Source organism: Falsiruegeria litorea R37 (assembly GCF_900172225.1).
In the GTDB taxonomy this organism is placed as follows: domain Bacteria; phylum Pseudomonadota; class Alphaproteobacteria; order Rhodobacterales; family Rhodobacteraceae; genus Falsiruegeria; species Falsiruegeria litorea.
The window spans coordinates 1,107,174-1,132,870 of sequence record NZ_FWFO01000001.1 but is presented as its reverse complement, the minus strand read 5'-3'; the positions used below and the strand labels follow the sequence as shown (position 1 = coordinate 1,132,870).

Genomic DNA, 25,697 nt, shown 5'->3' with positions numbered 1-25,697 from the left:
TGCCTAACGGTTAGCCCTCCGCGCTAGCGGAGGGCCTTCCTAATCATGACGCAGCCATTTCGCGCCGCTCATCCTTGGCAAAGAACACCAGATAGAACACCGGTGCTGCGATCAGCGTCAGGATGGTGGCAAACGCAAGCCCGCCCATGATCGTCACCGCCATCGAGACAAAGAAGGCGTCCGTCAGCAGCGGGGCCATGCCCAGAATGGTGGTCACGGCGGCCAGCATCACAGGGCGCAAACGCGAGACCGACGCCTCGACAATCGCCTCACGCAGCGGTTTGCCCTCGGCGCGGACCAGGTCGATCTCCTCGACCAGCACGATGCCGTTCTTGATCAGCATGCCCGAGAGGCTGAGCAGCCCCAAAAGCGCGGTGAAGGTGAACGGCAGGCCCGTCCCAAGCAGTCCGATCACAACACCATTGACCGACATTGGCACCAACAGCCAGATGATCACCGGTTGACGGATCGCGTTGAACAGCAGGACCGAGATCAGCACCATGATGATCAGGCTGAGCGGCAGTTGCCCCGCCAGGCTTTCCTGCGCATCACGCGAGCTTTCGAACTCGCCACCCCATTCCAGCTTGTAACCCGGCGGCAGTTCCATCGCCTCAATCGTTTCGCGCACTTCGGCATGGACCTGGGCCGCTGTCAGATCGGGTGGGATGTCAGCACCGACGGTGATGGTCGGCACCCTGTCGCGGCGATGGACCAGAGTGTTCTCGACCTCGTAGCGAAAGCCATCGACCATCTGTTCGACCGGCACGAATTTCTCGGCCTGCGTGGAGTAAACCACCTGGTCAACGATGCTGTAGTCGCCATCCGCGGGGCGGCGGACGATTATGGGAATCAGACGTTCACGTTCGCGGAACACACCCCCCTGAGAGCCATCGGTTGAAAACAGCAGCATGTCGGCGATGTCATCGCGGGTGACCCCTGCGGTCTGGGCACGGTCCGTGGCATAGATCGGTCGCAACGCCAGTTCCTGTTCACGCCAATCCGTACGGATGCCGATCAGGTTGTCCGAGGCCGCCGCCATCCGCGTGCTGGCCTCGGCCGCCAGTTCCCGCAGCACTTGCGGGTCGCTGCCCGAGAACCGCGCCTGGATCGGGTCGCCGCCGCCGGGGCCAAAGACCAGGCGTTTGGTGCGAAACTCGCCCTCGGGGAATTTGGCCGTGCCGAATGCCTCAAGGTCGGCTTGCAGCGCCGGAATGTCATCCAGCGTCTCGGTGCGGATGATCATGTGGCCATAGCTGGGGTTCGGTTTTTCCGCCGAATAGGTCAGCATGAAGCGCGTTGCCCCCTGCCCCACAAAGGTGGCCACAGACACCACATCGTCCCGCTCTGCCAGCCATTCCTCGACCTCGCCCAGATGGTCCGAGGTCAGGTCAATTGGCGTGCCTTGCGGCAGCTTGTAGTGAACAAAGAACAGCGGCGTGTTCGAGTTCGGGAAGAACTGCTGCTTCATCAGGCCGAACCCCATGAAACAGGCCGCCGTAATCGCCACCAGCCCCGGAATGACCAGCCAGCGTAGTTTCAGCGCCGCACGCAAGGTTGCCCCATACGCCCGAAAGATCAGCCCGCCATAAGCGTCGACGTCATCCCCAGAGCCCTGTTTGAAGAAGTAGTGCCCCAAAAGCGGCGTCACCGTCAGCGCCAGCACCCAGCTCAGCAGCAGTGAAATGCCGATCACCGCAAAGAGAGAAAACAAGAACTCGCCCGTCGCATCGGGGCTGAGCCCGATCCCCGCAAAGGCCATGATGCCAATCACCGTGGCCCCAAGCAGCGGGATCTGCGTCTTGCCCGCAGCGTCATCAGCCGCATCGTGCGAGGTCTTGCCTCGTTGCATGGCGATCTGCATCCCTTCGGCCACAACAATGGCGTTGTCGACCAGCATCCCCATGGCGATGATCAGCGCCCCCAGCGAAATCCGCTCCATCTCGATCGAGAAGATCGCCATGAACAGCAGCGTGCCGACAACCGTCAGCAACAGGGTCGAGCCCACTACGATGGCCGCGCGCCAACCCATGAATATGGCAAGCACCGCAACCACGATGGCAACGGACATCGCCAGGTTCACCAGAAAGTTGTTGGAGGCCTCTTCGACTACAACATGCTGTTGATAGATCGGCAGGACCTCGACCCCATAGGGGATGTCGGCGTCCAGCTCGGCCATCTTGGCATCCACGCGTTTGCCCACTTCGACGATGTTTTCAGTGGCAAGGCCCGCAACGCCCAAGGTAAAGGCCTCGGACCCGTCAAACCGCACGATCAGCTCGGGGTCGGTCTGGCGCCCCCGATAGACGTTGGCCATGTCGAAAAGGTTGATGACCTTGCCTTGGGTGCCCACCGACAGCCCGGCAATGGCCGACACGGTGTCCGACCCTTCGGCGGCCAGGATGCGGGTCTTGCCTGTGTCCGAGCGGACGATACCGGAATCCTTGACCGAATCTGACGTGGCAATCGCGTTGGCAATCGCGTTGAGGGGCACGTTCTGGTTCACCGACAGCGCCAGGTCAGGTTCGACAAAAATCGCCTCGGCAGGCAGGCCCGCGACCTCGACGTCAGCAACACCGTCAACCGTCAGCAACTCGCGCCGCAGGAATGTCGCCAATTCGTGCTTTTCTGCATCCGTATAGCCGTCTGCTGTCACCGCATAGAACAGGCCGAACACATCACCGAAAGCGTCGTTCACATAAGGCTGGCTCACGCCTTGCGGCAATTGCCGCGCCGCATCCCGGACACGGGCGCGCAGTTTGGTCCAGATCTCGGGCAGCTCTGTTCCATCATAGGTCGACTTGATCTCGACCTCGATCAGCGAGCTTCCCGGCTGGTTGACAGATGTGATCTTGTCCACTTCACCCATTTTCTGGATCGCGGATTCCAGTGGCTCGGACACCTCCAACGCCACCTGTTCGGCCGTGGCGCCGGGGTATTGCGTGGCGATGACCGCCTGTTTGATGGTAAAGGCCGGATCTTCGAGACGACCCAATGACGAGAACCCCCAGATCCCCCCCAACAGCGAGATCAGGATGATCAGCCACGTATAAAGCGGCTTTTCGATAGACGCGCGTGCGATTTTCATCTGTCCCGATCCTTAGTTCGCAAAGCCGGTGAACCGGCGCACAGATTGCCCATCGGTCAGGGAATTGCCGCCTGTGACCACGATCTCCTCGCCATCCGACAGACCGTTGGACACGCGCACATCACCGCTGACGGTGGGTTCAATTTCGACCTGGGTCCAGGTCACGGACCCTTCATCGCCCCCAACGGGGTCGAACACCATGACGCCGATGCCCCCTTCGGGCGTTGTGACAACTGCGGTCGGCGGGATCACGATACCAGTGCGCCCATCCTTGACCTGAACCGAAACCGTCACCGACGAGCCCGGCAGGATCTGGCGCCCCTCGGGCGGGGTCAGACCAAAATTGATGCGAAACGTCTGGCCAACGCTGGATGTCTCGGCGTCAAATTCGCGAATCTCCAGCGGAAATACCTGGTCACTGAACGGGAACTTGGCAGTGATGGTCACATCATCCTGCTGACCCGCACGCTGGAACAGGATCTCGGGCACATCGACCTCGATCCGCAATTCGGACATGTCGTGAATGCGGACGATGGGTGTACCGGTCGAAACAGTGGTAAAGGCCGCGACACTGCGGCGCGACACCAGCGCGTCGAACGGCGCGTTCAAAGTGGCGTGTTCCAAGGCATATTCCGCATCGCGCAACGCAATGGCAGCCAGGGCCGCATTTGTCCCGGCGTCATCCAGCGACACCTGACTGACGGTCGTGCCTTTCAAACGGCTGAGGCGCGCGACGGTCCGATCCGCCTGTTCCTTTTGCAGACGCGCACGGTTGAGTTGCAGCTCAAACGGTTCTTGATCCAGCTGCGCGATCAGGCTCCCCTTGGGGACGACATTGCCTTCGGTCACCGGGAAGTCGACGATTTGACCCGCGACCTGAAATGCCAGATCAACGGTCTGGCGCGCGGCAACCTGCCCATAAAACTGACGGGAAAATCCAGGGGCCGTTTCGGACACCTGCATCAGTTTGACGGGCTTGGGCGTCTCTTGCGCGGCCAGTGGCAAGGCGAAAAGGCCCATGCCAACGGCAAATGTCTGGAGGAGTTTCATTTCTTCAGTCCTTCGGGAATACCTGTTTTCAGGATGTTATCACGGATCTTGCGCGCCAATTCGGCGAAGACCTCTGTCTCTTGAGTGTTCAAGCCAGAAGCATGGCGAAACAGCTCTCCTGCCTTGGTTACCAGATCGTTGCGGGCGGCTTCGCCCTGCTCGGTCAACACCAACAGCCAGGCGCGCCGATCTTCGGGGTCGCGTTGCCGGGTGATGTGACCTGCCTGCTCCAGCGCGTCCGCTGATGCGGTCAGGCTGGACGGAGCCATCATCATGTCGCAGGCCAGAACGCCCATCCGCTTGGGCCGATCCAGCTTGATGAGCATGTGGCTTTCCTGCCGTGTCAGATCCGGCCGAATGGCGTCAATGCTCTCATCAACTTTCCAATAAAGCGCATAGACCCCCATCATCGCCTGGATCTCGGGGCTGAGCCCATCCAGGACAAAGGGTTCGTCGTCTGCCATCATTTCTGTCCCATAGATTTTCGCGCGATATACTTCGGATTTCGAAACATTCAAGAGCCGAAGGTAAATTTCAAACCCCAACACTGGGTGCCGCAGGGTCACCTCCCCTTGATCATGGCACATTATGCACGCATTTTGGGCAAATCCGGCAGTTTTCAGGAGTCTGCAATGTACACACCCGCCATCACCGGGACCGGCGTCTTTACGCCCGAGCACGTCATCACCAACGCCGAACTGGTCGAGGCGTTCAACGCCTACGCCGACAAGATGAACGCCCAGAACGCCGACGCCATCGCCGCCGGAGAGATGGAGCCGATGGACCATTCGTCCGAAGAGTTCATAGTCAAAGCCTCGGGCATCGAGCGTCGGTTCGTGATGGACAAGACCGGTGTGCTGGATCCGGATGTGATGCACCCACTCCTGCGGCAGCGGTCCGACGATGAGCCGGGCATCATGACTGAAATGGCCGTGGACGCCGCGAAAAAGGCGCTGGAGCAGGCAGGAAAGACAGCTGCGGATGTCGATGCAGTGATCTGCGCAGCCTCGAACCTGGAACGCGCTTATCCGGCCGTGGCCATAGAAATCCAGCAGGCACTTGGGATCGAAGGCTTTGCCTTTGACATGAACGTCGCCTGCTCTTCGGCGACCTTTGGCATTCAGGCCGCCGCCGACATGGTGCGGTCCGGCTCCATCCGATCGGCTCTTGTGGTCAACCCCGAGATCTGCTCGGCCCACCTGGAATGGCGCGACCGCGACTGCCACTTTATCTTTGGCGATGTGGCCACCGCCACGCTGATCGAACGTATCGAGGATGCCAAAGGGCCCCACTTTGAAATCCTGTCGACCCGCTGCGCCACGCAGTTTTCCAACAACATCCGAAACAACAACGGCTTCCTGCGCCGCTCGCGCCCCGATGGCGTGAAAGACCGCCGCGACATGCAATTCATGCAAAACGGCCGCAAAGTGTTCAAAGAGGTGCTGCCTATGGTCTCGCAGCACATCACCGAGCACATGGGCGACAACGGTGTGGTCAACACCGACCTCAAACGCATCTGGCTTCACCAGGCCAATAAAACGATGAACGACTTCATCGGCAAAAAAGTCCTTGGCCGCACCCCCGAAGAGGGCGAGCAACCCAACATCCTGCAGGATTACGCCAACACTTCATCGGCCGGCTCGATCATTGCGTTCTCACAAAACTCTGACGATTTGGCCGAAGGCGACGTTGGCCTGATCTGCTCCTTTGGCGCAGGCTACTCTGTCGGCTCCGTCATCCTGCGCCGCCACGCCTAAACTGCTGCTGCTTCAGAGCCGTCCTCGCTTGAGCCTGAACGGTCTGGCTGGGGCGCGCGCTGCAAGCAGAATTGCCGAGGCTCCGCGGCGCAGCCGTGGAGACGGCCATTGTGCTTGCAGGGTGGATCCCAGTCTGGCAGGCAAGGATCATGCAAGGACGGGGACCAAGCAGTTGCTGCTTTGGTGAGTTCCGTTGCGATCATGCAAAACAAAAATGCGCGCGCCGCAGGCGCGCACAATTCAATAACAGCCAGTCCGGCTCAGCCTTTCACCGACACCCGTGCGTGAACCTGCTCGACGCTTTCCACCCGCTCGGAATAGCGATCCACCAGATAATCCTTGCGACCGCGGCACATGTAGGTGAACTTCACCAGTTCCTCCATCACGTCCACAAGGCGCCGATAAAACGAGCCATCGGGCAATCGGTCACCTTCAGCGAACTCCAGCCAGGCCTTGGGGATCGAGCTTTGGTTCGGGATCGTCACCATCCGCATCCAACGTCCCAGGATTCGCATCTGGTTGACCGCGTTGAACGACTGCGACCCGCCTGAGACCTGCATAACTGCAAGCGTTTTGCCTTGTGTCGTGCGGATCCCCCCCTTGAGAGACAAGGGCAGCCAGTCGATCTGCAATTTCATGATGCCGGTCATGGCTCCATGCCGTTCCGGCGAGGACCAGACCATGCCTTCGGACCAAACGGCCAAGTCCCGCAATTCCGCCACCTTGGGGTGATCGGCCTCCGCATCATCAGGGAGCGGCAGGCCAGAGGGGTCAAAAATCCGCGTCTCGCATCCCAAAGCGCGCAGAATACGTGCGGATTCCTCGACCGTCTTGCGAGAATAGCTGACGTCTCGCAACGAGCCATAGAGCAGCAAAATGCGTGGCGGATGGCCGTCGTCGCCCTCCGCCACCAACCCCTCGGGCGCAACAGGATGCAACGCGCCGGGCACGATTTCAGGAAGATCGCTCAAGTCCACGATGTCAGGCGCTTTCTTGTTCCAGATGTAGTTTCATGTCGATCAAGACCTGTTGCAGCGCCACGGTTTCACGCAACAGACGCTTGGCCTCGTTCACGGTGATGATGCCATCCTCGATCGAGACCTGATACTCGCTCATCAACATGGCAAATCGCTGGCTCAGAGCGATAACATCAGAATTCACCCCGCCTTCGCGGTCGTGATTGGGATGGCGGTCGTCATAAGACAGGGTGATATTGCGCAGCTCTGCCAAAGCCGAGGTAACATGCGGATAAGACGACGCCGCCTCAAGCCGCGCCACGGAATCCACCGGCATGAACCGGTCCGAGTGTTCCGCGTTTTCTGAATAGTATCTGCCCAGAGTTGCTTTTGACTTCCCCGTCAACTCACAAGCTGCTTCGATTCCCACGTCCTTGACCAAGGCCTCGGTGTGCTTCTTGAGGTACGCCCCGATATCGGCCATATGCACCCTTTCCCAAACCATCGCGCCTCCCCTCCCGTGCTTAGGGGAAAGGCCCGAAATATTTCCCATTCATGAGTTCTAGTCCAAATGTCATATCTTGGCTATCCCTCAGGTTTTCTGGGATTTTGTGAGTGAGTGAACGGCGGATTTTTCAGCCGGTAACGAGTGGGTGCCAAGATTCCTTTTCCGGCATCTGGGTTGCCATCGCTCTGCGATGCACAGGTGTCATCACCGGAACAACGCGTGTCGTCCATCCCCAGCAGGCTCAGACCTGCGGACCGTCCCGCCTCCGGCGGTGGCACCTTGTGATAGAAATTACCCGCAACGACCCGTTGTCATCTTGCCCCTTGAAGGACGCCCCCTTAGACGATGGGACATGGCAAAGCTCTACTTCAACTACTCGACCATGAACGCCGGCAAATCGACCGTTTTGCTGCAGGCCTCCCACAACTACCGCGAGCGCGGGATGGACACCTACCTGATGACGGCTGCGCTTGATGGCCGCTCTGGTGTCGGTCGCATCGCCTCTCGTATCGGGATCTGCGAGGACGCAGATGTCTTTGGACCCAGGGATGACGTCTTTGCCATGATCAAAGGGCGCCTTACCCAGGGGGCTGTGGCTTGCGTGTTCATCGACGAGGCCCAATTCCTGAGCGAGAGCCAAGTCTGGCAATTGGCACGCGCGGTTGATGATCTCAAGGTGCCAATCCTGTGCTACGGCTTGCGGGTTGATTTCCAGGGCAAGCTCTTCCCCGGCTCTGCCACGCTTTTGGCCCTGGCTGACGAGATGCGCGAAGTGCGCACCATCTGCAAATGCGGGCGCAAAGCCACAATGGTGATTCGACAGGATGAAGCCGGGAACGCCCTGCTGGATGGTGATCAGGTGCAGATCGGCGGTAACGAGACCTATGTCTCCCTCTGTCGCAAACACTGGCGCGAAGCGGTCGGGGACTTTCGCTGATGTCAGCCCACTCTCTTGCTGTAAGCAGGCAGAAGCCAGGCCGACGACACAGTAGGCATCCGAGGGTTAGGCCCCTAGGGATCTACGATGCAAACACCTGCCCCAAGCGGAACCGCCTGGGCCGAAAGGCCCAGGCCCGGCCCAACTGCGGGTGGCGCATCTTTGATGCGTCTTCCCGCAGGCGGGAGCCCCCTGGTCACGCCACAGGGTTCGGGAGCGCCTGCCCGGCCCAAAACGCGGCCACGTTGTCCAGCGCCATGTGGCCCATATTTGACCGCACCTCTTCAGTCGCCGTGCCCAGATGTGGCAAGAGGGTGACGTTCTCCATCCGGATCAGCTGCTCGGGTACGTTGGGTTCGAATTCATAGACGTCCAAACCGGCCCCCGCGATATCACTGCTTTCCAGAGCGGCAATCAGCGCCGCTTGATCCACCACTTCGCCCCGCGCGATGTTGATCAAGATCGCGGATGGCTTCATGGCCCGCAGAACATCGGGCCCCACAAGGTGTCGCGTCTCGGCGCCTCCAGGGACGGCAAGCACTAGAAAGTCGACCTCAGCAGCCAGGCTCTGCAGGCTCTCCGCGCGCGTGGCCGGAAACTCCAGCATCTTTTCGGTGCGCGCCACGTAAGCCACGTCCATGCCAAAGCCAAAGTGACAGCGCTGCGCGATGGCCTGGCCTATCCGCCCCATACCAACAATGCCGACCCTCTTGCCGGTCGCGTGCTGGCCCAGCATCTGCGTCGGGTGCCACCCCTGCCACGCGCCGGAACGGACCAATCTTTCGCCTTCGCCCGCACGCCGTGCCGTCATCAGCAAAAGGGTCATGGCCACATCCGCTGTCGCATCGGTCACCGCGCCGGGCGTGTTGGTGACCTCAATCCCCGCCCCCTGCGCTGCAGTAATGTCGATGTGATTGTAGCCCACGCCAAAGTTGGCCAGCAGCTTGCAGCGGGGCTTGGGCGCGTTGGCAAAGATCTCGGCTGAGAACAGATCGCCAAGGGTAGGCACCACTACATCGAACTCGGTCAATGCGCGCTGCATCTCTTGGGCTGTCAGAGGCAGGGTGTTTTCACGAATCTCCACATCGAACTCGGCCCGAGCGCGCGCGTCCACTTCGGCCGTCATAGGGCGCGTAATCCAGAGCTTCATCAGTGCATCCGCCCGCCAAGCGGCACTTTGCCGTCCGGCCCGATCAGCACGATCTCGCCCTTTTCATCGGGCAGTCCCAGCACCAGCACCTCGGACATGAACTTGCCGATCTGGCGCGGGGGAAAATTCACCACCGCCATCACCTGCTTGCCCACAAGACTGGCAGGGTCGTAATGCGCCGTCACCTGGGCCGAGGTCTTGCGCTCGCCGATTTCACCGCCGAAATCGATCCACATCTTGATCGCTGGCTTTCGCGCCTCGGGGTAATCTTCGGCCCGGATCACCTCGCCCACGCGGATATCCACCTTCAGGAAGTCGTCAAAACTGATCTCAGCCACCCGACAGCTCCTTCGATCGGTTGGTTGCAGCCGCCACGGCGCGGTCCAGCAAAGCCGGGAAACCGTCGCTCTCACTCATCAAAACTTCTAGCGCCGCCTGCGTTGTCCCGTTGGGCGAGGTCACGTTCACCCGCAGCTGGCTGGGGCTGTCTTCAGCCGCCTCGGCCAATGCCCCGGCCCCGGCTACGGTCGCCTTGGCCAGTTGCATCGCCATATCCTCGGGCAGGCCCTGCGCCACACCCGCCGCTGCAAGCGTTTCGATCAAGTGGAATACATAGGCCGGGCCCGAACCGCTGACGCCGGTGACAGCGTCCATCTGCGCCTCGTTGTCCAGACGCACGGTCTGACCAACTGCCGCCAGCAGCCCTTCGGCCAGATCCAGCTGAGCCCCCGACACATTGGAGTTGCCGATTATCGCCGTTATCCCACGCGCCACGGCTGCAGGCGTGTTTGGCATCGCCCGAACGATCGGGGTTTGCGCCCCCAGGACCTCTTCGAATGTGCCAATGGTCGTCCCCGCAGCGACAGAGACAAACAGCGTCTCACCATTGCCCATGGCCTGCATGGACGGCAGTGCCTCGCCCATCATCTGCGGTTTGACGGCGATCAGCACGATGGCCGGGGTAGCAGGCAGTTGTGCATTCACATGCACGCCCTGCGCCTTGACCCAGTCGGACGGATAGGGGTCGATCACCCAGACGGACGTCGCGGGCAAGCCCCCGTCGAGCCAACCCGCCAACATTGCCGAGCCCATTTTGCCGCAGCCCAGAAGCACAAGCCCCCGGTCCGCCACATAAGACATATCCATAAAAAGTGCCCCTCGCCTGATATCGGTTCAGGGCACAGCTTTACGCCCGGCCATAGGCCTCTGCAATGGCGACCTGCATCGCCTCGGACGGGGAACGACCACCGTAAACCATCAACTGGATTGCAGGGTAGTACCGCTCGGCGCTCAGAACGGCCGCGTTGATCATCGTGTCGATCTGCTCGGGGCTCGCCACCTGACCGCCTGCCAGTACCAAACCGTATTTATAGACCATCAACTGCTGCGCCGCCCAATAGGTGAACCCACCGGCCCAGCATTGGTCATTCATCGCATTGAGCAGCTCATAAAGCTGCGGCAGCGCCTCTTCGGGCGGCTCCATCTCGAACGTGCAGACCATCCGCAGGGTTTCATCATAGCCGGACCAGGCCAGAGTGATGGAATATGTGCGCCATTGGCCTTCGACCGCCATTGCGATCTGATCGTCGCCGATGCGGTCGAATTCCCAATCATGGTGCTCGGCCAGATGCTCGACAATGTCGATCGGGTGAATGTCTTCTTCCAGATACTGCTCGGAAAGTGCCATGGTGCCACCTCACTCATCTCTAGCTGTTTGGGGCTGGCAGCGCCCCCAATGCTAGGTGTCTGCTCTAGAAGCCGGGGCGATCCCCCGTACCTCTACTAGATATGGTGCGGTGTAGGTGAGACTCTGACAACCCCTATTTTTGGGGATAAAGCCAATAAGTTGTGGGCAACTCGACACGACGCCCAAAATATCGACGGTTTTGTCAGCTTTTTCTTGCGAATGTTACAATTCGTGGCAAGATACCGCCCAACGCGACAGCCATGGCGGCTCTCGCGACAGGGTGTTTTTCGGCAAATTTCGGGGACATGCGCGCCTGATCGACAGGCGCAGCCGGATCAGTTGCCCAGCTTGGCCTCAAGCGCTGCAATGCGGGCCGACAGGGCCTCGTTTTCTTCGCGTGCTTTTTGGGCCATGGCCCGAACCGCGTCGAACTCTTCGCGGGTGACCAGGTCGCGATCGGCCAACCAACGATCCAAAAGCGATTTCATAGCGGTTTCAGCTTCGTCTTTCGCCCCTTGCGCCACGCCCATGGCGTTGGTCATCAGTTGCGAAATGTCGTCGAGCATCTTGTTGCGGGTCTGCATCTGTCTTCTCCGTGTCGAAGTTGCCCCCTATATGGGCAACAACGCGGGCGGCCACAAGGTTGACTTGCCCCCCAAGGCACAGGCATTGAGACGCACATGCAGGCAGTACTGACTTTTCCCGACTTTTCCCCCGAACTGTTTTCGATCTCGCTTTTCGGGTTCGATTTCGCCCTGCGCTGGTATGCACTGGCCTATATCGCAGGCATCCTGATTGCCTGGCGGCTTGGGATTGCAGCACTGAGGCGTCCCGGTCTGTGGCCCGGAGACACCCCACCACTGACCGCCCAACAGCTGGAGGATCTGCTGACCTGGATCATCCTGGGCGTCATTCTGGGTGGGCGCCTTGGATTTGTCCTGTTCTATCAGCCAGCCTATTACCTGGCGAACCCGGCCGAGATTCTGATGGTCTGGCAGGGCGGCATGTCGTTTCATGGCGGCTTGCTGGGTGTGGTCATTGCCAGCTGGATCTATGCGCTGCGCCACAACATCCCCAAGCTCAGCCTGGCCGATCTGGTGGCCCATGCGGTGCCGCCGGGGCTGCTGTTGGGGCGGCTGTCGAACTTTATCAATGCCGAGTTGTGGGGCCGTCCCAGCGACGTGCCGTGGGCTTTTGTCTTTCCCGGTCCTGCCGCACAGAACTGCCCCGACGTGGTGGGCCTGTGCGCCCGCCACCCCTCGCAACTCTATGAGGCCGCGATGGAGGGGCTGATCCTGGGCGTCGTCCTGCTGTGGTTGGTCTATCGCCGCGGCGCGTTCAAAATGCCCGGTTTCGTCGTGGGCATGTTCCTGAGCGGCTATGGCCTGGCTCGTTTCCTGGTCGAGTTCGTGCGCCAACCGGACGCGCAGTTCATCTCGCCCGGCAACCCCTTGGGGCTGGCCTGGCATGTGGGTGGCTATGGTCTGACGATGGGCCAAATCCTGTGCCTGCCGATGCTTGCGCTTGGGCTGTGGCTCATCTTTTCGGCAAAATCGCGGGCCCGGCAGGTGCCCGCGCTATGACACTAAAACCCCTGCTGCAGGAACGTATTGCCCATTCGGGCCCAATGACGATTGCAGACTACATGCAAGACTGCCTGCTGCATCCCGAGCACGGGTATTACGTGGCGCACGAGCCCTTCGGGGCCGAGGGGGATTTCACAACCGCCCCCGAAATCAGCCAGATGTTTGGCGAGTTGGTGGGTCTGTCGCTGGCGCAATGTTGGTTGGATCAAAATCGCCCTGCCCCCTTTATTTTGGCCGAACTGGGACCGGGACGAGGTACGTTGATGGCCGATATTCTGCGGGCCACGATCGGGGTTCCTGGGTTTCATGAGGCGGCCCAGATCGTTCTGGTCGAGGCCTCCTCGCGTCTACGCGGGGTGCAGTCCCAAACTCTGGGCGCTTACGCCCCGAAATGGATCACCGACACTTCGAAACTGGATGACCAGCCCCTGTTCCTGGTCGCCAACGAGTTTTTTGACGCCTTGCCGATCCGACAATTCGTCCGGTCTGCCACAGGGTGGTCGGAACGTTTGGTTGGCACGTCAGAGACGCAAGAGTTGATCTTCGGCCTTGGGACACAAGCGGCGCAACCTGCGCTGACCCACCGGCTAACCGATACCAAGGACGGCGATCTGGTCGAATCCTGCGAGGCCGCGCCACGGATCATACAGGACATCAGCGCGCGCATCGCCCGACATGGTGGCGCCGCCCTACTGATCGACTATGGCGATTGGCGTTCCCTTGGGGACACGCTGCAAGCCCTGAAGAATCACGCCCCGGTCGACCCGCTCGCTACGCCGGGACACGCCGATCTGACGGCGCATGTCGATTTTGAGGTTTTGGCCAATGCCGCCGCCCACGCGGGATGCAAACACAGCCGACTTGCCCCACAAGGCGTGTTTTTGGAACGTCTTGGCATCACGACCCGCGCACAGGCCCTGGCCAAGGGGTTGAGCGGTCCCCGGCTTGAGAACCTGATCCATGCGCATCGGCGGTTGACGCATCCCGAAGAAATGGGAAACCTGTTCAAAGTGCTGGGTCTCTTCCCCGCCCAAGGCATGCCTCCACCAGGATTGGAACCATGACGCTGGAAATTCTGACTTCGGATCTCCTCTCGCCCGTGCGCCACGGCTTTTTTACCCGTCGCGGCGGAGCATCCTCCGGCATCTTTGCCGGGTTGAACTGCGGAACTGGCTCGAGCGACCAGACAGAGGCGGTTGCCATCAACCGGGCCCGTGTGGCCGAGGCGATGGGAGTCGGTCCGGATGGGATGGCGGGCATCCATCAAGTTCATTCAGCGGACGTCGTAACCGCGCACAGCGTGTCAGACGAGCGCCCGAAAGCAGACGGTGTGGTCACGGCAACTCCGGGCGTTGTGCTGTCGATTCTGACGGCAGATTGTCAGCCCGTTCTGTTTTCCGATCCAAACGCCGGCGTCATCGGCGCTGCCCACGCCGGGTGGAAGGGGGCCGTTGACGGGGTGCTTGAGGCCACGCTTGACGCGATGGAGGCGTTGGGAGCCAATCGGGCGAACACGGTTGCTGTCATTGGCCCGACAATCTCCCAGCGCGCCTATGAGGTTGGCCCCGAGTTTCTCGACCGATTTCTTGTTTCAGATGCCGACAATGGCCGCTTCTTCGCCAATGGTGAAGGAGATCGGATGCTGTTCGATCTTCCCGGCTACGGGCTGCACAGGCTCCGCTCGGCAGGTGTGCGGCAGGCAGAGTGGACAAGGCACTGCACTTATTCGGATCCTGACCGCTTTTATTCGTTCCGGCGCACCACGCACGCCAAAGAAGCCGATTATGGACGGCTGATTTCAACCATAAGGTTGTAAGCCATAGTCCGATTGTGACCAAATCTGCACCAGTTTGGTCACAATTGTCATCTTAGCACCTACACCCCATGACGCCAAATCGCGTCCATTCGTATTTTTCATTCACATTTTCAATGTCTTACCTAAGGTAAATGTTTACTAAATTTTCGTTAACCATGAATTCTTTCGCTGCCCTATTTTTCCCCGGAACAGCCAAATCCCTGCCGCAATGCACCGTGATATTAGGTTCAGCAAAACGAAACACGGACCGAATGGCCCGGACATAAGGCAGGAGCGCACCCATGAAACCCAAAGCACGATTTCTGAATTCGATCGTCGACACCGCAAATAAGTGTGATGTTCAGATGCCTTGGGCTCGCGGTGCCCGTCGCGCAGCGATGATTGCGCGCCGCAACGGTGAAGCAAAGCTTCGCCTGGTCAAAACGGCCTAACTCGCCACAACATCGCCCGACGCCGGACGCTGCCCCTGACCGGCCGGGCCTGACACCCGCCTCGCCCACCGAGGCGAGGCGGGTTCGGGGGCAACTGTTGCAAAACCGGCGGATTACCCGCCAAACCGGAAACAAAAATCGAAGGTCAGCCTGACTGTCTGCAAACAGCGCCCCAAAACCAGAAGGTTTTTTGACAAATTTAATCAACGCTCGGCATATTCTCAGCCGATTCAGATGTGGACTAAACGTAATCAGTCCATCTGACGTTGTCGGTGGGGGCCGACGCAGATGCGACCCGAATGGAAAGGGCCGAATACGCTATGACAATCCCCCACTCGTTAACCCGGGCGGCGCGGAATGCCGTTGAAACCAGCACGATTCTACAAGATCCCGCGGCCCTGCGTGCTCCGACCCGTCCGCAGCTACGCCGCTATCAGATCAGTAGTCTACTGGACAACGGCAATATCGTCGAAACCCGCCAAATCGCCCCAGCCCTCCCCCTGTTCGAAAACGCATTCTGTGCCTTCAGTCGCGGCTCGCTTGTGGAAACCGATTGTGGCCCGATGGCGATCCAGGACCTGCTGCCCGGCGATCGCGTGATCACGCAAGACGGCTCGGCACAAGAGGTACTCTGGAAGGGTTCGACCACGCTGATCCCCGGCAAACCCGACCTGCGCGGCCGTACGCATCATCTGACCCGTTTCATGGCCGATACCTTTGGTATGCAAAAGCCGATGTCCGGCGTGATTGCTGGCCCCGCGGCCCGGCTCTTGTCGACGCCCGGCCACTTGCGAGCCATCGCAAACGGTCAACCAATCCTGACACCGGTGCAAGAATTCATCGACGGCATGAACGTGATCGAAACAGCCCCCCCGACACCGGTTGAGTTGTTCCACATCTGCCTACGCAAACACGCCGTGATCAACGTCGACGGCCTGCAGTTCGAAACCTATCATCCGGGGATCAATGCGGTGCGGGTCATCAGCCACGCGATGCGTAGCCTCTACCTCAACCTATTCGCACATATCGATAAATTGACCGATTTCGGCCCTCAAGTCTTCCCACGCGCAGGCGAAGGCGAAATCGACAGCCTTACCGCCTAAGGGGACGTCATGGACATTTTGTTTTGGTGGGTCGGCTGCATCGTGGCAGCCACCCTGCTGCCACCTGCCCGATCGCCTGAATTGACACCTCAACCGGTCAAGCCGTCCGGTTCAGGCGCTCCTCAAGGATATCAAAAGGCACGCCAGGGTCGTCCTTCGCACCGCGAATGACAAGCGAGGTTTTGACGCTAGCCACATTCGGTGTGCTCAGCAGCTCTCCGGTCAGGAAGCTCTGAAAGCTGCTCAGATCGGGGGCCACACATTTTAGGATAAAGTCCACTTCGCCATTCAGCATGTGGCATTCGCGAACAAGCGGCCACTGGCGGCAGCGTTCTTCAAACGCCACCAATTCCGATTCGGCCTGGCTGTCCAGGCCAACCATGGCGAACACCTGAACCTCGAATCCCAATTCGCGGGCATTCACATCCGCGTGATACCCGCGGATAAATCCCGCCTCTTCCAGCGTGCGCACGCGGCGCAGGCAAGGCGGGGCAGAAATACCCACCCGCTTGGCCAATTCGACATTGGTCATCCGACCGTCAGCTTGCAGCTCTGACAGTATCTTGCGGTCAATCGGATCCAGCCGTGTTGCGACCATGAAAAGCTCCCTCACATTGCGTTTCTTATAGCAGCGCCCCAAGCGGGCGCAATAATGTTTCGCCGCAGTATCGCCACGATAATTTTCGACTGCGGAATTTATGTGCGGGCGCCTTGCTCTGCTTGCGTTGCCGTTCTGCAACCCTGCGTGTTTGGGGGTTTAAGAGGCCTCCTGCCGTCGCTATATCCATCCCCCGACGGATGGCGCTGCCGCCATCGCACGCATTCGAGCAGATCATAGGGGGTCATGATGGCCGAAACACGTCACACCAAAGTTCTGATCATCGGTTCAGGGCCTGCAGGCTACACCGCTGGTGTCTATGCCAGCCGCGCCATGCTGGAACCGATCCTGGTTCAGGGTATTGAGCCCGGCGGTCAGCTGACCACCACGACCGAGGTCGAGAACTATCCGGGTTTCACCGAGGTGCAGGGCCCTGACCTGATGATCAAGATGCAGGAACATGCCCAAGCCATGGGGTGCGAGATCATCGGCGACATCATCACTGATCTGGACCTGTCGAAACGCCCCTTCACCGCCAAGGGCGACAGCGGCTCGGTCTATACAGCGGACGCGGTCATTCTGGCCACCGGCGCGCGCGCCAAATGGCTGGGCATGGAAAGCGAAGAGAAATTCAAGGGCTTTGGCGTTTCGGCCTGTGCCACCTGCGACGGGTTCTTCTATCGCGGGCAGGAGATCGTGGTCGTAGGCGGCGGCAACACCGCCGTCGAAGAGGCGCTGTTCCTCACGAACTTTGCATCCAAAGTGACGCTGATCCACCGCCGCGACGAGTTGCGCGCCGAAAAGATCCTGCAGGACCGCTTGTTCAAGAACGAAAAGATCGAAACCCTGTGGTTCAACCAACTGGACGAGGTTTACGGCACCGACGCGCCCCTGGGCGTCGAGGGCGTCAAGGTCAAGAACGTGCAAACGGGCGAGATCACCGACATCCCTTGCAAAGGCGTCTTTATCGCCATCGGCCACGCCCCGGCCAACGAGCTGGTCAAGGACTCGCTTGAGACCCACATGGGCGGCTATGTCGTGACCGAACCCGGCACCACGCGCACGTCGGTGCCCGGTGTCTTTGCCGCCGGCGACCTGACCGACCACGTGTATCGCCAGGCCGTCACCAGCGCCGGCATGGGCTGCATGGCGGCGCTTGATGCCGAGCGGTTCCTGGCCGAACAGGAATGACACACACCGCCCGCCACATCGCCCGAATTGAAGGGCGTTTTTGGCGGGCGGGTTTTCTGGGGCAAGAGCATGATCTGCTCAGCCCTGCCCGCGCACCGCAAGGACGTTGGCATCACAATGGTCAAAAGGCGCTTTATCTGTCGCAGACGCCCGAAGGCTGCCAAGTCGCGTTACGGGTTTATGTTCGCCCCCAGGACCCGCCACGCGCGATCTTTCCATTTGCTGTTGAAAACGCAACCGTCGCCGACCTTCGGTCCCATCAGGCTCGCGAACTTTGGGGCGTCTCTTTGGACGACATTCATGCTTTCTGGGCAGAGCTTCATGCAAAGGGAGAGGTTTCACCAACGTGGCACCTTGGCGACCGGTTGCGGGCCAAGGGACTGGACGGGTTGCTGACCCCCTCGCGCTCGCGGCCAGACCTGACCCATCTTTCACTGTTTCGCTGGAACACGGCGGACGGACCCACGATCAGAAGAGATGGCCCGTCGCAGGCTTTTGATCCGCACTATTAACCTAGGCAAACAGAACAAAACCCTATAGGCCAGCTTTCTCGCATATATATGAGGACCGGCCCGAATGTCCCAGAACACTGCCAGCCACGATTTCGCCGCCCAGCAGGCTGAAACCTTTGCGGTTTATGCTGACCTTCAGTCCAAACATGGGCTGCCCGAAATGGCGGATGTGGATTACTTTTTTGTCCCCACCTCGGACGAGGCTGACTGGCGGCCCCTGGCAGATGTGCTCAGCCGCCAGGATTATGTCTGCCAGTATATCGAAGACGATGACGGCGAAGGTCCCTATCTGATGGCGACACTTCCTGAACAGGCAGTTTCAGCCTCGGGCATCTGGATCGGCGAAGAGGTCGCGACCCAAGCCGCGCTTGAGCATGGGTTTTCCCCTGACGGCTGGGGTCTTGAAGCTTAAGGTCGGGACGTAAAACAAACTTCACCTGCGCCTTGACCACGCTCGGGCCCTGCCGTCACAGTGGTCCGAGTTGGGAGCAAGCTCGGGAGGGCCCCCTTGGCAAGCGCACTCTGGCGCGGAAATTGGCAGACGCGGGCCCGGATCGTCACCGGCCTGATCCTGTTCACCTACGCCTTCTTTCATTTCATCAACATTGGCATGGGCCTGATCTCGGATGACCTGATGGACGGGATGGAGGAGATCATGCGCGGCATCGTCCGCAACCCCGTGGGCAGCGGTATCCTCTATACAGCGCTGATCTTGCATGCGGGTTTGGCTCTGGCCAAAGTGGCCGGGCGCCGAACTCTGCGGATGCCCATCAGCGAGGCATTGCAGGTCGTTCTGGGGCTGATCATCCCCCTGCAGCTGATCGCTCACCTGGTGCAGACGCGCTATGCCCACGAGCTCTTCGATGTGAATGACGAGATGAGCTATCTCATCATCCTGATGTGGCCATCCTCGGCGATCTGGAAGCAAAGCGGGCTGATGCTGGTTGTTTGGATTCACGGCTGCATCGGGTTGCATTTCTGGCTGCGACTGCATCCCCTTTGGCGAAAGCTCAGCCCTTATCTGATTGGTGCCGCAGTTCTGGTGCCTGCCTTTGGTCTGGCCGGGGTGCTGACCGAGGGGCGCCGGATGTATGACATCTTCATCGATAATGACCTGCGCCCCGAATACATGGAATATTTCAACTGGCCATCGCGCGAAACATTTCAGGCGCTTTTTGCGGCAACAGAACAAGGGACGATGGTGTTCTGGTCGTTGCTTGGCCTGACTGCGGCGGTCTATCTGGGTCGCAAGCTTTTGGCGCGCCGCCGGTCTGTGCGAATCTCATACGTCCACGGACCGCGCATCACATCCGAAAAAGGCATGACACTTCTCGAGATGTCCCAAGCCAACGGCGTGCCCCACACGGCGCTTTGCGGTGGCAAGGGGCGCTGCACCACCTGCCGGGTTGTGGTTGAAGAAGGCATCGACCTGTTGGAACCGCCGTCCGAGGCCGAAGCACGCAGCCTGCGCGCCGTCAAAGCCGCGCCGAATACGCGACTGGCCTGTCAGATCCGCCCAACCAACCCTGCGACCGTGTTCCGGGTGTTCCGCCCGGACGGGCAACGCAACCGGGCGCACAAAAGCCAGGGGCAGGAACGCCAACTGGCCATCCTGTTTCTGGACATGCGCGGCTTTACCGCCCGCACCACCGGGCAACTGCCTTATGATGTGGTGTTTCTGCTCAACCGGTTTTTTGACGCGATTGTTCCATCCATCGTGCAAGCGGGCGGCACAGTGGACAAATACCTGGGCGACGGATTGCTGGCCGTTTTTGAAACCACCAACACGCCCAGCTCGGCCAGGGCGGCCTTGAAAGCCGCCGCCGAAGTCGGTCGCGCGTTGGAGGAGTTCAACCAGACGCTGGACACCGAAGGCGACCCAAACGTGCGGATCGGGATCGGTGTGCACCTAGGCAACCTGGTTCTTGGGGAAATCGGCTCAGCCGGACATGCGCCGCGCACGATCATCGGCGACACCGTCAATGCAGCAAGCCGATTGGAGGGGCAGACCAAGGAATTGGGCGTCGAACTGCTGGTGTCCGAAGCGGTCCTGAACGAAGCCGGCATCGATGTGACATCTCTGGAGTTGAAGAGTTTCGAGCTGCGGGGGGTCTCGGAACCGTTGCACGCCCTGCCCGTCAAACGCGCCGTTGAGCTGGATGATTTGCCGAATTCGGTCTCTGGCGAGACGACAGCCCCCCGTTGAAGCATCGTTCTGACAAACAGGCATCCGGGTTCAAACGCTTACAGCCCGAAAACTTCCCATTATGTGCGATTCCATCACACACCGTCCTTAGTTTGTGTTGACCTTATGGACTTTACCCGCCTCACGGGGATAGTCCCCGTTCTTGAGGCATTCACACATACGAACAGGACTCAAAGAGAGAATTTCAATGACGATGCTCAGCAACCTGGCACCCATTCCGGAACTCTACGTTTCCTACGATTCCGCACAGAAACTCAAGGTCGAAGCAGCCGACCTGAAAAGCTGGGATCTGACCCCGCGCCAAATCTGTGATCTGGAACTGCTTATGAACGGCGGGTTCAATCCGCTCAAAGGTTTCCTCAGCGAAGAGGATTACAACGGCGTGGTCGAAAACATGCGTCTGGCCGACGGAACGCTCTGGCCGATGCCGATCACGCTCGACGTTTCCGAAGATTTTGCGGCTTCACTTGAGGTCGGCGAAGACATCGCCCTACGCGACCAGGAAGGTGTCATTCTGGGCACCATGACGATCAGTGACCGCTGGACCCCGAACAAGGCGCGCGAAGCTGAAAAAGTGTTTGGTGCTGATGATGACGCCCATCCGGCCGTCAATTATCTGCACAACACAGCAGGACCGATCTATCTGGGCGGTCCGATCACCGGCATCCAGCAGCCTGTGCACTATGATTTTCGCGCCCGCCGCGACACGCCCAACGAGCTGCGCGCGTTCTTCCGCAAGGTCGGCTGGCGCCGCGTTGTGGCGTTCCAGACCCGCAACCCGCTGCACCGCGCGCACCAGGAACTGACCTTCCGCGCTGCAAAAGAAGCGCAAGCCAACCTGCTGATCCACCCCGTTGTGGGTATGACCAAGCCGGGCGACGTGGACCATTTCACCCGCGTACGCTGCTATGAAGCGGTGTTGGACAAATACCCGGCCGCCACCACTGGCATGAGCCTGCTGAACCTGGCGATGCGCATGGCTGGCCCGCGCGAGGCGGTCTGGCATGGGCTGATCCGCGCCAACCACGGCTGCACCCATTTCATCGTGGGGCGCGATCATGCAGGCCCCGGCAAAAACTCGGCTGGCGAGGATTTCTATGGTCCTTACGATGCGCAGGACTTGTTCCGCGAGCATCAAGACGAGATCGGCATCGAAATGGTCGACTTCAAGCACATGGTCTATGTGCAGGAGCGTGCCCAATACGAACCCAACGACGAAATCGCCGACAAGGATGACGTCACCATCCTGAACATTTCGGGCACCGAATTGCGGCGCCGCCTGCAAGAGGGCCTGGAGATCCCCGAGTGGTTCTCGTTCCCCGAGGTGGTCACCGAACTGCGCAAGACCCGCCCGCCGCGTTCAAAGCAGGGTTTCACTGTTTTCTTCACTGGTTTCTCCGGCTCGGGCAAGTCGACCATCGCCAATGCTTTGATGGTCAAGCTGATGGAAATGGGCGGCCGTCCTGTGACGCTGCTGGATGGCGATATCGTGCGTAAGAACCTGTCTTCGGAACTGGGGTTCTCGAAAGAGCACCGTGACCTCAACATCCGCCGCATCGGCTATGTGGCGTCCGAGATCACCAAGAACGGTGGTATCGCCATTTGTGCTCCGATCGCGCCTTATGCGACGACACGGCGCGCTGTGCGTGAAGACATCGAAGCCTTTGGCGCCTTTGTCGAAGTACATGTCGCAACCTCAATCGAAGAATGCGAACGCCGCGACCGCAAGGGGCTGTACAAACTGGCGCGTGAAGGAAAAATCAAGGAATTCACCGGGATTTCCGACCCCTATGACGTTCCGGAGAACCCTGAACTGAGCGTCGAGACCGAGAATGTCGAGGTCGACAACTGCGCCCATCAGGTTCTGTTGAAACTGGAAAGCATGGGATTGGTCTCGGCCTGACCCCTTTGCATGACATCGAAAGGCCCGCCATCGAGCGGGCCTTTTTCGTGCCTGTGCACCAAAAGCATGAGGTTTCAGATATCGGAGGGACCTAACCACAGGCGCCAGAAACTTTCAAAGTTTCTGACCCAATTTCTTTGAAAGAAATTGGCGGCGACGCATCCCGCGCGCACCATAACATCGGTCACACCTAGGCAAGGTTATGGCTGCAGTAGCGCGTCTCGAATTGACTGCGCAGCACGCCGTTCCAGATCGGCAAATGGTTCAAGTTCGCCCTGCAACCGCTTCAGATCAGGCAAACGGCTTTCAAAATCCTCAATCGACATGGCAGCAACTGCGGAGCGCACCTCTGCCTCGGAGTTGCAGCGTATGATACCGGTCGGGTCCACAAACCGCTCGATATTTGGGCACCCCCAATAGATCGGCACTGTGTTGCAAAACACCGCATCCAACAGCTTTTCAGAGAAATAGTTCTCCTCCTGCACATTCTCGATTACGACCGAATAGCGATATGGCGCCAGACCATCAGACTTTTCTTCGAAGGGCGTATAGCCCCTACCCATGATTTCGACATCTTGATCCGTCTGTCGAACCCAATCGACGATGCCATGGCGCAGCTTGTGCCCGGTGCTGTCGCGTTTCGCCGACGCAATCAAAGAACACATTGCAGTCTTTTTCAGCGGCAAGTCTTTCCAGTTTGGCACCCATGTGGTGCCAAAGGCAAAGAATTGAGCGTTGGGGATATGCCCCAACAAGCTGTCATGAAAGGTTAAGACCCGAAAAAAGCGCCGCCAGGTGAAGCGTAGCAATTTCAGGTGCTTGGCGTGAATAACCGAAGGCTCACCCATCACCAGAGAGATCTGGGCCCGCGTCCCGCGGCGCATGCGAAAGTGCGTTGAGGTCTTTGGATAGACAATCAGGTGATCCGTGGGCAGCAGATCCCCCACATTCTTGCCAGTCAGACGATCCGGACAGCCAAGTGGCCAGAGCAATGCGTCAACCGAAACGCCCGATAACTTGGGACCAAGCGCCATGCCATAGGGCAGGATTGCGATGGCAACGTCACTCATTCCGGCAAATCCACTTGCCCGCGCATCAGGACAAATCCCTGACCCGCGACCTTGACCCCAGTGATATCCTGCGGCGTTCCCACGCGCGTCACGGTGGCCTGCCCCGGCCGCCCCATACCGTGGCCCTGTTCGGCCGTGAACACCGCTTTATCCATCAATCCGTGGCGCCACAGATAGGCTGCCATGGCCCCAGTCGCCGAACCGGTGAACGGGTCTTCGGGTGGGCTGGGCGGTGCCATCAGCAAACGAGAGAACGTATCCCCCGCCTCGGACGCGCCTTGCAGCGTGACCAAAAAGGGCTCCAGCATATCGGTGCCCGCGTATCCCTGGCTGGCCGCCATGTCGCGCATCGCATCCACGTCAAGCTTTGCCTGCCGCAACGCCTCTTGGTCTCGCAGGACTGTGATACAAAATGGCAAACCGGTCGACACCATCTGCGGCGGGGCAACAATCGCGTCAGACGACAATGAGATGGTCCGCGCGACCAATTCAACCGGTATCGTGTCCCCAAACTGCGGTGCCACTTGGGTCATTTCGATTTCGTCACCGTTCAGGCGGATCGGCACCAGACCGGCCCCGGTTTCCAGAACCAGTTCCTCTCCCTCAATCAGGCCACGGGATCGCATGGCAGCCACGGTTGCAATCGTCGGATGACCAGCAAAGGGGATCTCTCGACTGGCCAGGAAATAGCGCACCTTGACGTCGGCCACATCAGATGGGCCGGTAAAGGTGCATTCCACCAGTGACGTCTCGCGCACATAAGCCGTCGCGCATTCTTCGCTTAGATGTGCGCCATTATGCACCACTGCGCAGCCATTGCCGCCAAACGCCTGATCGGTGAAGGCATCTACCCAGTCAAACTCATACCAGCTCATCATCAACCTCCTGTTGGCGCGATCAGAACCAAGGGGTACTGCCTCGCACCCAGAGTGTCACCACAAAAAGCACCGGCAGACGGACAACAAAAAAGGCGCAACAACATGCTGCGCCTTGCTTTCATGCATCACCCTGTGGGCAAAGCTAGTGCACGGCCACCGGCGCAAAATCGTGCTGGCGCGCCAACACAAAGGCCAGCTTGCGATCGGCGACCAGGGCCAGTTGCTGCCCCTCTTCGTCGTGCACGGCGTAAAGCTGTTCGTGATCCCCGGCCTCGGCCCGGATCTGATCAGGCAGGTCGGCCACGTCTACGGTTTTGACATAGACGATACGACCGGCGTTCTCGTTGAAATCAAATGGCGTATCCATCGCTTACCCTTTCTTGATGTTGATCTTTTGAACCACGGTTTCCGGACGCGCGCGCGTCAGGTCCACATGGAGCAATCCGTTTTCCATCACCGCCTCGCCGACTTCGACTCCGTCCGCCAGTACAAACATGCGCTGAAACTGGCGCGCGGCAATGCCCCGGTGCAGGAACACCCGCCCTTCGCTGTCGTCGCTTTGACGGCCCCGGATCACCAGTTGGCGGTCCTCGATGGTGATCGACAGATCCTCTTCGGCAAAACCGGCCACCGCCAGCGTGATGCGATAGGAAAAATCCGAGGTCTGTTCGATGTTATACGGGGGATACCCTTCATTGCCCGATTTGGCCGAGCGTTCCAGAAGGCGTTCCAACTGCTCGAACCCCAGCATGTGCGGGTATGAGCCAAGAGTAAGTTTTGACACGTCTTGTCGTCCTTTATTGTCAAAGCGACGGTGCGCGCGGTCCCGGATTCGGCAACCGCACCTGTGGAATATGGGAAGAAATTCCCCCCTTAACAAGGTCTAGGCGAAAACATCGTGAACGCGTATCCTGTCCCAGCAAGACCACAAAGACCCGAGTCGCATATGAACGCTCCCACAGATCTATCGATGAAAACCGACGACGTCCTGCGGGTGGAGTTGGAAGTCTTCAAGCGGCAACATCGGGATCTGGACGAGGCCATCATGGCTCTGGTTGATCGCGGAACCGGCGATCAGTTCACCATCAAACGCCTGAAAAAGCAGAAGCTTCGGGTCAAGGACATGATCGCTCTGATCGAGGACCGCCTGACCCCGGATATCATCGCCTGAAGCTGGTCAGTGCCGCGACGAAACACCTCTGACAAACCGGTCTCAGCCACATTGCTTAACAAGGTGATTTGGCTATAGTGCGCGCTCTTTCGCAAGCAGGGG

The 25,697-nt window shown here is 59.5% G+C and carries 28 protein-coding genes; 13 read left to right on the top strand and 15 right to left on the bottom strand.

The features are described 5' to 3' along the window. Positions 1-43 precede the first annotated feature (43 nt). Genes TRL7639_RS05625 through TRL7639_RS05615 form a run of 3 tightly spaced genes read right to left on the bottom strand, consistent with a single transcriptional unit; the run spans position 44 to position 4,599 of the window. Entirely contained in the window at positions 44-3,085 is a 3,042-nt protein-coding gene (locus TRL7639_RS05625) for an efflux RND transporter permease subunit (protein WP_085794778.1), read from the bottom strand. A gap of 12 nt (positions 3,086-3,097) precedes the next feature. Beyond that, positions 3,098-4,135, bottom strand: a complete 1,038-nt coding sequence (locus tag TRL7639_RS05620) for an efflux RND transporter periplasmic adaptor subunit (RefSeq protein WP_085794777.1) — start codon at positions 4,133-4,135, stop codon at positions 3,098-3,100. After that, positions 4,132-4,599, bottom strand: coding sequence for a MarR family winged helix-turn-helix transcriptional regulator (locus TRL7639_RS05615; protein WP_085796265.1), 468 nt, complete (start codon positions 4,597-4,599; stop codon positions 4,132-4,134). Before TRL7639_RS05615 ends, TRL7639_RS05620 begins: the two co-directional genes overlap by 4 nt. A 168-nt stretch (positions 4,600-4,767) precedes the next feature. Here TRL7639_RS05615 and TRL7639_RS05610 point away from each other — a divergent pair, with 168 nt between their 5' ends. Further along, positions 4,768-5,892: a beta-ketoacyl-ACP synthase III gene (locus TRL7639_RS05610; protein ID WP_085796264.1), complete on the top strand. Its 1,125-nt coding sequence runs from the start codon at positions 4,768-4,770 to the stop codon at positions 5,890-5,892. Positions 5,893-6,152: 260 nt separating this feature from the next. On the opposite strand, the gene arsH is transcribed toward TRL7639_RS05610, so the two are convergent. Together arsH and TRL7639_RS05600 are read right to left on the bottom strand one after the other, a co-directional pair. After that, on the bottom strand, positions 6,153-6,869 hold the full coding sequence (arsH, locus tag TRL7639_RS05605; RefSeq protein WP_268875831.1) for an arsenical resistance protein ArsH: 717 nt from the start codon (positions 6,867-6,869) through the stop codon (positions 6,153-6,155). Positions 6,870-6,873: 4 nt separating this feature from the next. Next, a complete protein-coding gene (locus TRL7639_RS05600) occupies positions 6,874-7,332 on the bottom strand; it encodes a hypothetical protein (RefSeq protein ID WP_085794775.1) in 459 nt (152 codons plus the stop codon). A gap of 376 nt (positions 7,333-7,708) precedes the next feature. On the opposite strand from TRL7639_RS05600, the gene TRL7639_RS05595 reads away from it, so the two are divergent. Beyond that, positions 7,709-8,293, top strand: coding sequence for a thymidine kinase (locus tag TRL7639_RS05595; RefSeq protein WP_085794774.1), 585 nt, complete (start codon positions 7,709-7,711; stop codon positions 8,291-8,293). 196 nt (positions 8,294-8,489) lie between these two features. On the opposite strand, the gene TRL7639_RS05590 is transcribed toward TRL7639_RS05595, so the two are convergent. The 5 genes from TRL7639_RS05590 to TRL7639_RS05570 all read right to left on the bottom strand — a co-directional run bounded on the left by TRL7639_RS05590 (position 8,490) and on the right by TRL7639_RS05570 (position 11,714). Next, positions 8,490-9,443 carry a 2-hydroxyacid dehydrogenase gene (locus TRL7639_RS05590; RefSeq protein WP_085794773.1) on the bottom strand — a complete coding sequence of 318 codons (954 nt, stop codon included), beginning with the start codon at positions 9,441-9,443 and terminating at the stop codon, positions 8,490-8,492. Further along, positions 9,443-9,781, bottom strand: a complete 339-nt coding sequence (locus TRL7639_RS05585) for a tRNA-binding protein (RefSeq protein WP_085794772.1) — start codon at positions 9,779-9,781, stop codon at positions 9,443-9,445. The genes TRL7639_RS05590 and TRL7639_RS05585 overlap by 1 nt, the downstream gene beginning before the upstream one ends. Further along, positions 9,774-10,589: a pyrroline-5-carboxylate reductase gene (gene proC / locus TRL7639_RS05580; RefSeq protein ID WP_085794771.1), complete on the bottom strand. Its 816-nt coding sequence runs from the start codon at positions 10,587-10,589 to the stop codon at positions 9,774-9,776. Before proC ends, TRL7639_RS05585 begins: the two co-directional genes overlap by 8 nt. Before the next feature lie 40 nt (positions 10,590-10,629). Continuing rightward, entirely contained in the window at positions 10,630-11,130 is a 501-nt protein-coding gene (locus tag TRL7639_RS05575) for a type III secretion system chaperone family protein (protein WP_085794770.1), read from the bottom strand. A gap of 335 nt (positions 11,131-11,465) precedes the next feature. Continuing rightward, positions 11,466-11,714: an accessory factor UbiK family protein gene (locus TRL7639_RS05570; protein ID WP_085794769.1), complete on the bottom strand. Its 249-nt coding sequence runs from the start codon at positions 11,712-11,714 to the stop codon at positions 11,466-11,468. A 96-nt stretch (positions 11,715-11,810) separates the two neighbouring features. On the opposite strand from TRL7639_RS05570, the gene lgt reads away from it, so the two are divergent. From lgt to TRL7639_RS05550, 5 genes are all read left to right on the top strand, one after another. Further along, complete coding sequence (lgt, locus tag TRL7639_RS05565) at positions 11,811-12,713, top strand: prolipoprotein diacylglyceryl transferase (protein WP_085794768.1); 903 nt, start codon at positions 11,811-11,813, stop codon at positions 12,711-12,713. Beyond that, entirely contained in the window at positions 12,710-13,780 is a 1,071-nt protein-coding gene (locus tag TRL7639_RS05560; RefSeq protein ID WP_085794767.1) for a class I SAM-dependent methyltransferase, read from the top strand. Before lgt ends, TRL7639_RS05560 begins: the two co-directional genes overlap by 4 nt. Beyond that, positions 13,777-14,532 (top strand): peptidoglycan editing factor PgeF, encoded by a 756-nt coding sequence (gene pgeF / locus TRL7639_RS05555; protein WP_085794766.1) that lies wholly within the window; start codon positions 13,777-13,779, stop codon positions 14,530-14,532. The genes TRL7639_RS05560 and pgeF overlap by 4 nt, the downstream gene beginning before the upstream one ends. A 281-nt stretch (positions 14,533-14,813) precedes the next feature. After that, entirely contained in the window at positions 14,814-14,963 is a 150-nt protein-coding gene (locus tag TRL7639_RS23025; RefSeq protein ID WP_165759760.1) for a hypothetical protein, read from the top strand. Positions 14,964-15,283: 320 nt separating this feature from the next. Beyond that, positions 15,284-16,066, top strand: a complete 783-nt coding sequence (locus TRL7639_RS05550) for a Hint domain-containing protein (protein WP_085794765.1) — start codon at positions 15,284-15,286, stop codon at positions 16,064-16,066. Between the two features lie 97 nt (positions 16,067-16,163). Here TRL7639_RS05550 and TRL7639_RS05545 read toward each other — a convergent pair whose 3' ends face one another. Further along, positions 16,164-16,664, bottom strand: a complete 501-nt coding sequence (locus tag TRL7639_RS05545) for an Lrp/AsnC family transcriptional regulator (RefSeq protein WP_085794764.1) — start codon at positions 16,662-16,664, stop codon at positions 16,164-16,166. Positions 16,665-16,913: 249 nt separating this feature from the next. Between TRL7639_RS05545 and trxB the strand changes: the two genes are divergently transcribed. The 5 genes from trxB to TRL7639_RS05520 all read left to right on the top strand — a co-directional run bounded on the left by trxB (position 16,914) and on the right by TRL7639_RS05520 (position 22,476). Further along, positions 16,914-17,855, top strand: coding sequence for a thioredoxin-disulfide reductase (trxB, locus tag TRL7639_RS05540; RefSeq protein WP_085796263.1), 942 nt, complete (start codon positions 16,914-16,916; stop codon positions 17,853-17,855). After that, positions 17,852-18,367, top strand: coding sequence for an RES family NAD+ phosphorylase (locus tag TRL7639_RS05535; protein WP_085794763.1), 516 nt, complete (start codon positions 17,852-17,854; stop codon positions 18,365-18,367). Before trxB ends, TRL7639_RS05535 begins: the two co-directional genes overlap by 4 nt. A gap of 64 nt (positions 18,368-18,431) precedes the next feature. Beyond that, positions 18,432-18,779, top strand: coding sequence for a ribonuclease E inhibitor RraB (locus TRL7639_RS05530; RefSeq protein WP_085794762.1), 348 nt, complete (start codon positions 18,432-18,434; stop codon positions 18,777-18,779). 96 nt (positions 18,780-18,875) lie between these two features. Next, entirely contained in the window at positions 18,876-20,573 is a 1,698-nt protein-coding gene (locus TRL7639_RS05525; protein WP_085794761.1) for an adenylate/guanylate cyclase domain-containing protein, read from the top strand. Positions 20,574-20,760: 187 nt separating this feature from the next. Beyond that, complete coding sequence (locus TRL7639_RS05520; RefSeq protein WP_085794760.1) at positions 20,761-22,476, top strand: bifunctional sulfate adenylyltransferase/adenylylsulfate kinase; 1,716 nt, start codon at positions 20,761-20,763, stop codon at positions 22,474-22,476. A 200-nt stretch (positions 22,477-22,676) separates the two neighbouring features. On the opposite strand, the gene TRL7639_RS05515 is transcribed toward TRL7639_RS05520, so the two are convergent. From TRL7639_RS05515 to TRL7639_RS05500, 4 genes are all read right to left on the bottom strand, one after another. After that, a complete protein-coding gene (locus TRL7639_RS05515) occupies positions 22,677-23,546 on the bottom strand; it encodes a glycosyltransferase family 10 domain-containing protein (protein ID WP_085794759.1) in 870 nt (289 codons plus the stop codon). Further along, positions 23,543-24,421, bottom strand: a complete 879-nt coding sequence (locus TRL7639_RS05510; protein WP_085794758.1) for a PhzF family phenazine biosynthesis protein — start codon at positions 24,419-24,421, stop codon at positions 23,543-23,545. Before TRL7639_RS05510 ends, TRL7639_RS05515 begins: the two co-directional genes overlap by 4 nt. A gap of 145 nt (positions 24,422-24,566) precedes the next feature. Continuing rightward, complete coding sequence (locus tag TRL7639_RS05505) at positions 24,567-24,791, bottom strand: DUF1150 family protein (RefSeq protein WP_085794757.1); 225 nt, start codon at positions 24,789-24,791, stop codon at positions 24,567-24,569. 3 nt (positions 24,792-24,794) lie between these two features. Further along, entirely contained in the window at positions 24,795-25,208 is a 414-nt protein-coding gene (locus TRL7639_RS05500; protein WP_207559640.1) for an Hsp20 family protein, read from the bottom strand. A gap of 162 nt (positions 25,209-25,370) precedes the next feature. Between TRL7639_RS05500 and TRL7639_RS05495 the strand changes: the two genes are divergently transcribed. Beyond that, positions 25,371-25,595 (top strand): YdcH family protein, encoded by a 225-nt coding sequence (locus tag TRL7639_RS05495; protein ID WP_085794755.1) that lies wholly within the window; start codon positions 25,371-25,373, stop codon positions 25,593-25,595. Positions 25,596-25,697 lie beyond the last annotated feature (102 nt).